At 30.9% G+C, this 5,468-nt stretch carries 6 protein-coding genes; 5 read left to right on the forward strand and 1 reads right to left on the reverse strand.

Translation table 11 applies throughout. The features are described from left to right. Positions 1–159: 159 nt before the first annotated feature. The 3 genes from B4G36_RS03035 to B4G36_RS03045 are packed head-to-tail and all read left to right on the forward strand — an operon-like array spanning position 160 to position 3,619. Positions 160–1,833: an OstA-like protein gene (locus tag B4G36_RS03035; RefSeq protein ID WP_291061914.1), complete on the forward strand. Its 1,674-nt coding sequence runs from the start codon at positions 160–162 to the stop codon at positions 1,831–1,833. A gap of 39 nt (positions 1,834–1,872) precedes the next feature. Beyond that, positions 1,873–2,430 carry a hypothetical protein gene (locus B4G36_RS03040; RefSeq protein ID WP_152606083.1) on the forward strand — a complete coding sequence of 186 codons (558 nt, stop codon included), beginning with the start codon at positions 1,873–1,875 and terminating at the stop codon, positions 2,428–2,430. Between the two features lies 1 nt (position 2,431). Then, on the forward strand, positions 2,432–3,619 hold the full coding sequence (locus tag B4G36_RS03045) for an aspartate aminotransferase family protein (protein ID WP_291061918.1): 1,188 nt from the start codon (positions 2,432–2,434) through the stop codon (positions 3,617–3,619). A gap of 45 nt (positions 3,620–3,664) precedes the next feature. Here B4G36_RS03045 and B4G36_RS03050 read toward each other — a convergent pair whose 3' ends face one another. Beyond that, complete coding sequence (locus B4G36_RS03050; RefSeq protein WP_291061920.1) at positions 3,665–4,444, reverse strand: methyltransferase domain-containing protein; 780 nt, start codon at positions 4,442–4,444, stop codon at positions 3,665–3,667. Positions 4,445–4,655: 211 nt separating this feature from the next. Between B4G36_RS03050 and B4G36_RS03055 the strand changes: the two genes are divergently transcribed. Both B4G36_RS03055 and B4G36_RS03060 read left to right on the forward strand, forming a co-directional pair. Next, positions 4,656–4,826 carry a hypothetical protein gene (locus B4G36_RS03055; protein ID WP_291061922.1) on the forward strand — a complete coding sequence of 57 codons (171 nt, stop codon included), beginning with the start codon at positions 4,656–4,658 and terminating at the stop codon, positions 4,824–4,826. 33 nt (positions 4,827–4,859) lie between these two features. Further along, positions 4,860–5,090 (forward strand): helix-turn-helix domain-containing protein, encoded by a 231-nt coding sequence (locus tag B4G36_RS03060; RefSeq protein WP_291061924.1) that lies wholly within the window; start codon positions 4,860–4,862, stop codon positions 5,088–5,090. Positions 5,091–5,468: the final 378 nt, after the last annotated feature.

Consider the following 5,468-nt stretch of genomic DNA (forward strand, 5'->3'; position numbering starts at 1 on the left):
AAATGCACTACCGGTTATATTGATTAAAACATTATGAAAATTTTAAGTATTCAAGCTCGTTTTAACGTAATAATTAATTTTTAGGACTAAAAAAATAATACTAATTTTGGCTAACACTTTTTTGAAGTGAAATAAAGATTAAATAAAAATAATAAGTAATTGTTAATTAATTATATAAACAAAAATAAAACAGGTTTGAAAGTTGCTTTTTTACTTTCATGTTTTATAACGATAAGTGCTTTTGCGCAACAAAAACCTAAAAAAGAAAAAGTTAATCTAAGGCATGCTGATTTAGTAGAACATGATCCGAAACGTTTTGAGGGAAATGATTTTTTATCAGGAAATGTTGTAATCGAATATAAAGGTGATGTAATTTCGGCTGATAGTGCGGTTTTGTATCGTGATAAAAACTTGGCTGTTGTTTGGTCGAATGCTCGTTTGGTGAGCAAAGACAAAACAATTACGGCGCATAAAATGGAGTATGACGGAAATACAACAATTGCAAAAGCTTTCAAAGATGTGGTGTTGACTGATCCAAGTTCTCGTATTACGGCAGATTATATGGATTATAATCGTACAACCGAGATTGCGACTGGTATTGGGAAAGTAGAAGTGAAGACACCTACGCAACAAATCAGTTCTGAGAAAATGATTTACGAGCGATTGACTGGAAATATTATTGTAAATGAAACTTACAAAACAATTGGTTCTGATGGTACTTTAGTTGAAGGGCGAAATGTTGTGTATAATGTAAAGTCTAAATCGGCAAATTTTGGATCGGAAGTTTTTATTACGAATAAAGATTATACGATTTATTCAAGAAAAATGACGACGAATGATATTACGGGAATTACTACTTTCCGTGATTATTCTAAAATTACACGTCGAAATGATCCATCACAATATATCATTACTTCGGATGGAGATTTTAATAAAAAAACGGGTGAAGCTTGGTTAAGAGGAAATTCAAAAGTTTATTATCAAAACAAAACATTGACGGCTAAAAAACTTTATTTCAACGATAAAACAGGTTTTGGTAAAGGTGAAGGTGATGTTTTTTTAGATGATCCTTTAGAAAAAAGATTTTTGAAGGGAGATTACGGAGAAGCTTTTAAATACTTAGATTCGGCTTTTGTAACGAAAAATGCGTATGCTGTGAAAGCGTTTGATAAAGATTCGCTTTACATTAGTGCAGATACGTTGATGGCGGTAAAACGTCACGATGTTGATTCGACTTCATTGGTGAAAGCATTTCATAAAGCGCGTTTTTACAAATCGAATGCGAACGGAAAAGCAGATTCTTTGGTGTACAATCAAACTAAAGGATTGATGCAATTTTATAAAGATCCAATTTTATTTTCTGGCGATAATCAAGTGACGGGAGATTATATCGAAGCGTATACAAATGCGAAAACAGAAAAATTAGACTCAATGAAAGTGTTCAATAATGCTTTTGTGATTGCTAAAGTGGATTCGCTTGTGGAAAATGAATATCATCAAATTAAAGGAAAATATTTAACTGTTCTTTTTCAAGATGATAAAATTGACTTTATAAATGTAGAAGAAAATGCTGTTGCATTGACGTACATGGATGATACGGATCAAAAAACGAAAGTGAAAGAACGTTATGGAGTTAATATTTCGTATTGCGGAATTATAGAAGTTGATGTTGTAGGAAAAGATGTTGAATTGGTTGCATGTCGTATAAAATCGGACGGAAAAATGTATCCATTGTCAAAATTTCCAGAAGAAATGCGTTATTTGCCCGATTTTAAATGGCGAATTTCTGAACGATTAAACACTTGGCGAGATATTTTTATCGAATCAAAATAATCTTTTCATAAATTAATCGTTTAATTTCTAAAACTATAAATGAAAACTACATCTATCATATTATCTATTCTGTTATTATCAAGTTGTTATACATACAAAGCTTTTGATCCTGAGGAGTATGCATTGGAAATGTCTAAAGGTAATAATCAAAATCAAACGACTAACTCTAATGAAAGAAGTCGTTCCAGAGCTGATATTGCTGAATTGAGAAGAGAACGCAAAAGTCCGAATGAAAATGCAATTAGTTCATCTCTTTCAGAAAGTCAAGAAGAATTAGCTGCACTAAAAGCTAAAAAACAAGAGAATAAAGAAGAGAAAGTAGCGATAGATCCTTCTACAATTAAAATTTCGGATGTTATCAAACCCGATCAATTTTATAAAGTAGATGCGCAAGGAAAAGAATATACAATAGAGGCGAAGCAATGGAAAGCTGATACTTTATATGCTGTTGTAAAAGGGACAGAAAAAGAATTGAAGTTTCATAAAAATGATATTTCATCGTTCAAAATAAGAAAATTTTCGAAAGGTAAATCAGATGCTCTTACTGTTGCAGCGTATGCAATGGGCGGTGCAGCTGTGCTTTTTTTATTAAAATAAAATGGGAACATTAAAAGAAGGATTTTTCAAATATCAGGCGCAAACAACAAATTTTGCATCTGGTTTTGAAGTCGATTACGCAAAGGGCTCTTATATCTATGGAAAGGATGGAAGAGCCTATCTTGATTTTGTGGCTGGCGTTTCGGTGAATACACTTGGACATAGCCATCCGCGCATTAATCAAGCGATTATAGATCAGGTAAACAAATATATGCATGTTGCTGTTTATGGTGAATATGCGCAAGAAAAACCAGTCGAATTATGCAAGCGATTGGTTGATTTAACACCAGAAGGATTGGATCAAGTTTATTTGGTGAATTCTGGAACAGAAGCGATTGAAGCTTCGCTTAAATTAGCGAAACGTTTTACAGGTCGCCGTCAATTAATTTCTTTTCGAAATGCCTATCATGGAAATACACACGGTTCGTTAAGTGTTTCTGGTGATGAACGTAAGAAAGCTGCTTTCCGACCATTGTTACCAGAAGTTTATTTTATCGATTTTAATAATGAAGATGATTTACAAAAAATTACCAAAGAAACAGCTGGTGTTATTGTAGAATCTATTCGTGGAGCTTCTGGTTTTAGGTTGCCAGAAAATGATTTCTTTATCAAGTTGAAAAAGCGTTGCGAAGAAGTTGGTGCATTATTGATTATGGACGAAATTCAGCCAGGTTTTGGACGCACGGGAAAATTGTTTGGTTTCGAGCATTTTGGAGTTGTTCCAGATATTGTAGCGATGGGAAAAGGCATGGCGAGCGGTTTGCCTGTTGGTGCGTTTATGACTTCTGAAAAAATTATGAGTTCGTTGAAACAAAATCCTCAATTGGGACATATTACAACTTTTGGAGGGAATCCTGTGATTGCAGCAGCAGCTTTAGAGCTACTAAATGTTTTAGAAGAGGAAAAATTGATGGATGATATTGATCGTAAAGAGCGATTATTCAGAAAAAATCTTCAACATCCAAAAATTAAGAAAATTCACGGAAAAGGCTTGATGTTAGCTCCTGAGTTATCTTCTCCAGAATATACGTTGCGCGTTCAGCAAGAATGTATGAATAGAGGCTTGATTCTTTTCTTTTTGATGTATAGCATCGAGAATTTACGAATTACACCACCGATTAATATTTCGGATGAAGATATTATAAAAGGTTGTGATATCTTAAAGTCTGTATTAGACGATTTAGATTAAATTTTAATAAACAAAAAAGAGAATCATAATTGATTCTCTTTTTGTTTAACTCTTTCTTCCATACAACAATATTCTCTTAAAGGAATAAATTGCAGGAAAAGTCTTATAATATTTCTTAATTCTCGTTTTAAATTCTGTCGTAAATAATTCTTGATGTTTAGTCGTTAAACGCTCCATATAAGGAATCAAAGCAGAACCAGAAATGAAATTATAAAATTCTGTTTCGTCATTTCCGTAAATTGGATAAACTTTCATGTTTATGTTCAAATCCTTCAATCCATTATCAAATATGATTTTCGCATAATCATCTATCGTTAACAAAGGAGAATCTCGATGAAAATTATTCAAATAATCCGCAAAAGGTTTTTCTCGTGCTAAATCACTCAAAATAACATTCAATACATTATCTTTTTGACTATCTTTTTGACAAGGCATTTGCACTGCAAATTGTCCATTAACATTCAGTTTTGAGATTAATTTAGGAAACAATTCTTCATGATTATCCGACCATTGTAACGCTGCATTACTAAAAATTAAATCCCAAGTTGTATCTGAATTTGCAAAATTTTCAATCGTTTGTTGTTGAAATGTAAGATTGGCTAAATCAAATTCTTTTGACTTTTCGAGCATTTCCTTAGAAGAATCAATTCCTAAAAAATTAGCATGTTCAAATTTATTAGCGAGAATTGCTGTTTGTTCGCCAGTTCCACAACCTACATCTATGCAATTTTTCAAATTATTAGTAGAAATTAAATCCGCTAAATCATAAAAAGGTTGATAACGAATATTTTTGAATTGATTATATCTTTCGGGATTCCAAGGCATTTTATTAAGTTTTGAATGTGATTAAAGTTAATGAAATTTTATAATACTTAACCAGTTGTGTATTTTGAATAAAATTCATTAGTTCGAGTGATTTGAATAAATGAAATGAATAAAAATTCTAAAAGAATTTTACTCGAATAAATATTGGAATTCTCATTTTATTGAGATTTCGGATGAACAATTGCCTTTGATTTAGTCTTATTTTCAGGAAATGTATCGTCTTAATCAATCCAATTATCAATTGAGATATTTTAGTATTCGTAATCATTTATCTGCTATTTTTTATTATGTTTTAGAACAAAAAGTTGATGAAATAAATGCGGTTGAATTGCCTTCAAATGTGAGATTGTATAAGAAGTTTGATGAATTATTAAATAAATAATTTCCACTTGATTCAACTGCTCAACCACTTATTTTGAAAACACCCGCTGATTTTGCAACGAAATTAAATATTCATGTAAATCAGCTCAACTTATCTGTGAAATCTGTAACAAAACAAACAACGACACAAATTATTAAACAGAAAATAGTTGAAGAAGCTAAAAACCTGTTGTTGTACACTGATTGGGATATTGCGCAAGTTGGTTATAAATTAGGTTTTGAGGAACCTGCTCATTTTAATAATTTTTTTAAAAAACATACTTAAACTTCTCCATTAAAATTTAAACAAGAAAATTGATTTATTTGATTTTTGTAATTTTTTATTTGTCTTTTTTAATTCATGAATTTCACATTCATTTTACTTTTGCATAGTAAAAAATGATTTATGTTGAGATCAATTAGCTTTACTTTCACTAGAAAATAATGAAATTAAAAATGCAAGACACCTACTATTGCAAAATGATAATGAAATATCTAATGATTTATTAAATATAATTGGAAAATAGAAATTACAACTGTAGTTAACATAGGTAATTGTTGCACAACTCCAATATACAGTAAAAACAGAATATATGACCTCGTTTAAGCCTTTTTAAGCGAGGTTTATTTTTAGAAAAATATATTAATACCCGTTGTGCATTTT

This window comes from Empedobacter sp. UBA3239, from assembly GCF_002362875.1.
Lineage (GTDB): Bacteria > Bacteroidota > Bacteroidia > Flavobacteriales > Weeksellaceae > Empedobacter > Empedobacter falsenii_B.

Excerpts from the sequence above, each read along its gene's own strand:
- B4G36_RS03040 (WP_152606083.1), top strand. The coding sequence starts at position 1,873 with ATGAAAACTACATCTATCATATTATCTATTCTGTTATTATCAAGTTGT.
- B4G36_RS03045 (WP_291061918.1), top strand. The coding sequence starts at position 2,432 with ATGGGAACATTAAAAGAAGGATTTTTCAAATATCAGGCGCAAACAACA.
- B4G36_RS03050 (WP_291061920.1), bottom strand. The coding sequence starts at position 4,444 with ATGCCTTGGAATCCCGAAAGATATAATCAATTCAAAAATATTCGTTAT.
- B4G36_RS03055 (WP_291061922.1), top strand. The coding sequence starts at position 4,656 with ATGTATCGTCTTAATCAATCCAATTATCAATTGAGATATTTTAGTATT.